The 2,737-nt window shown below is 33.0% G+C and carries 2 protein-coding genes and 1 pseudogene; all 3 read right to left on the bottom strand.

Going from position 1 to position 2,737, the window contains the following annotated elements; genetic code table 11:
• Positions 1 to 730, bottom strand: a pseudogene (locus tag AC1DJR_RS27975) (magnesium transporter CorA family protein); the annotation flags it as partial.
• A 146-nt stretch (positions 731 to 876) separates the two neighbouring features.
• Entirely contained in the window at positions 877 to 2,256 is a 1,380-nt protein-coding gene (locus tag AC1DJR_RS27970; protein WP_002031482.1) for a putative polysaccharide biosynthesis protein, read from the bottom strand.
• A 96-nt stretch (positions 2,257 to 2,352) separates the two neighbouring features.
• Positions 2,353 to 2,737, bottom strand: a 385-nt coding sequence (locus tag AC1DJR_RS27965; protein WP_477004044.1) for a DedA family protein, incomplete at its 5' end; no start/stop codon positions are given.

Below are 2,737 nucleotides of genomic sequence, written 5' to 3'. Positions count from 1 at the left end.
ATGTTACACATATTATAAGTACAATTACAAAACCATGTGCTTCCCCTTCAAACGGAACCTTTACATTCATTCCAAAGAAACTAGAAACCATTGTTGGTAATGATAAAATGATTGTAATAGAAGTCAACAGTTTCATAACACTATTTAAATTGTTAGAAATAACCGAACTAAATGTATTCATCATTCCACTTAAAATGTGACTATATATTTCCGCCATTTCAATAGCCTGCTTATTTTCAATTAATACATCTTCTAGTAAATCTTGATCGTCTTCATACATTTTCAAAAATGTACTGTTTCGCATTAATTTTTGAATTACAATTTTATTTGCCTTTAATGATGTTGTAAAATAAACTAAACTTTTTTCAAGGCCGAGCAATGTGAAAATTTCTTTATTTTTCATCGATTTATTTAATTGGTGCTCTAAATCGATTGTTTTTCGATTAATTTGCTTTAAGTATCTTAAATAATAAGTAGAAATTGTATATAAGAGCTGAAGTGCGAAGCGCGTCTTTTTAAACGTATAAAATTCTTTAATACGTTGATTAATAAAGCGTTCAAAAATTGGATTTTCTTCTAAACAAATAGTAACAAAACAATCTGGCATTACAATCATACCTATTGGAATCGTGTCATAAATTGAATTTCCTTCTTCATCATGTCTGACTGTCGGAATATCCACGATAATTAAAGTATTATTGTCTTCCTTTTCAATGTGGGAATCTACCTCACTTAAACAACAGTTTTTGAACCGCTATTTTCAGCATATGGAACAAACGATTAAATTTCAATAGAAAAATTATTTTGAAAACGTTTTTTTAAGAAAAATCTTGTAAACATAGAAAAAGACAGAGTGTTCTCTGCCTTTAAAAAAGCTTATGTTGCCTTTATAACATATTTAGAAAGCATCCACAAGTTAAAGCCGACCGAAATCGTATAGCCAGCGTATGTCGAAATGATAAAACTTACATAATCAAAATACGGTAGCAATACAATATTTAAAACTATCTTCACAGTTATTCCGATTACTAATCCTAGCACTGTTTTCTGTTGTTGATTAATTCCTTGTAACATGGCAGCGGTTACTGTAAATAGTGAGAATAGTATACAAGCAGGAGCATAGTACTGCAAAATAATACTGCCCATCTCCGGATCATTTCCAGCACCAAATAAAAGAGTATACACTGGTTTTGCTAAAATCATCATTCCAATCGCCGCCGGTACAGTAATTCCTACCACTAATAAATTTGTCCTTGTAAAGTGTTTATACAGTAGCTTCTCATTTCCCGCTGTATAAGCTTTCGTCATCTCAGGTACAAGGGACATACTAAAAGCTGTTGCAACAGAAACCGGGATAAGTACAACCATCTGAACAAGACCAATAATCGCATTAATCTTTTCTGCTTCTCCTTGCATATATCCTACTTGTATAAGTAGCTTATTAATTGTAAATGTATCAATCGTCTGATATAACGGAATCGCTAATCCAACTACAACGAAAGGAATAGAATATGTAAACAGTTCTCTATACAACGAAAAAAAAGTTTTCGTCGTTTGTGGTATACTGGCAATCTCTTTTTTCTTTAAATGTTTTCTCCTTCTTATATAATACGCACTTAAAACACTTAATCCACCTAGTGCTCCCATAAATGCTCCAAACGTTGAAATACCAACTGCCAACGAAACAGAAGCTTTTATAACATATAAAACGACAAAGCTTCCTATCAAAATAGTTAAGACCCGAAAAAATTGCTCTACAACTACACTGAGTGCAGAAGGTCCCATAGATTGAAAACCTTGAAAGAAACCACGTAACAAGCTCATTACAGGAACGAGTATTAACGCAAAACTTACAATTTGAATATTGTGTGTGACAGCTACCACACTATTACCCGACTGATCATTTCCATCAATCACAAGTTTAGCTAAATGTGGTGCTAACATATATAATGCTAAACAAGAAATAACGCCCATAATGACCATAAAAACGATACCACTCTTTAGCACTCTCTTAACAGTGTGATAATCATTGAGTTGATCATATTTTGAAACCATTTTTGAAACGGCAAGTGGCAATCCCATCGTTGCAATACTAAGCATAATTGTATAAGGACGGTATGCATACGTATATAATACGTACCCACTCGTACCCACCATTGCTGTAAATGGTATAACATATATAAACCCTAACATTTTAGATATCATCGTTGCCATCGTTAAAAATATCGTTCCACGTAAAAACGGTGATCCTTTCATCACATTCCCCCGCTACGCTTTATTATTACACATTATGGACAACTCCTTTTTTTTAGAACTGAAACAATAAAAAAAGCCAATGAAAAATCATTGACTTTAACGCGCTGCTTTTTTCTTTTTTAAATACTTTAAACCGAAGTATAGAGCAACAAAGAGAACAGCCCCTATAATTATGTAATGTGTGTAATCAGATGCATACTCTTTAATATGTCGCCAATTTCCACCAAGCTTTTCACCTAAGTATATAAATAGTATTGACCATGGAATAATCGCTACAACTGTATACAGTGTGAAAAGTTTTAATGGCATCTTAGCTAGTCCTGCCGGAATAGAGATTGCATGACGTACAATTGGGATAAAACGTGCCGAAAATATTACTCCAGCTCCGTAACGCTTAAACCAATTTTCTGCTATGTCTAAATGGTGTTTATTAATAAGTAGATATTTTCCATATTTCTCTACAACTGGACGTCCTCCATAG

It is taken from the genome of Bacillus sp. 05T31, from assembly GCF_056396725.1.
This window is presented reverse-complemented; position numbering and strand designations above follow the sequence as displayed.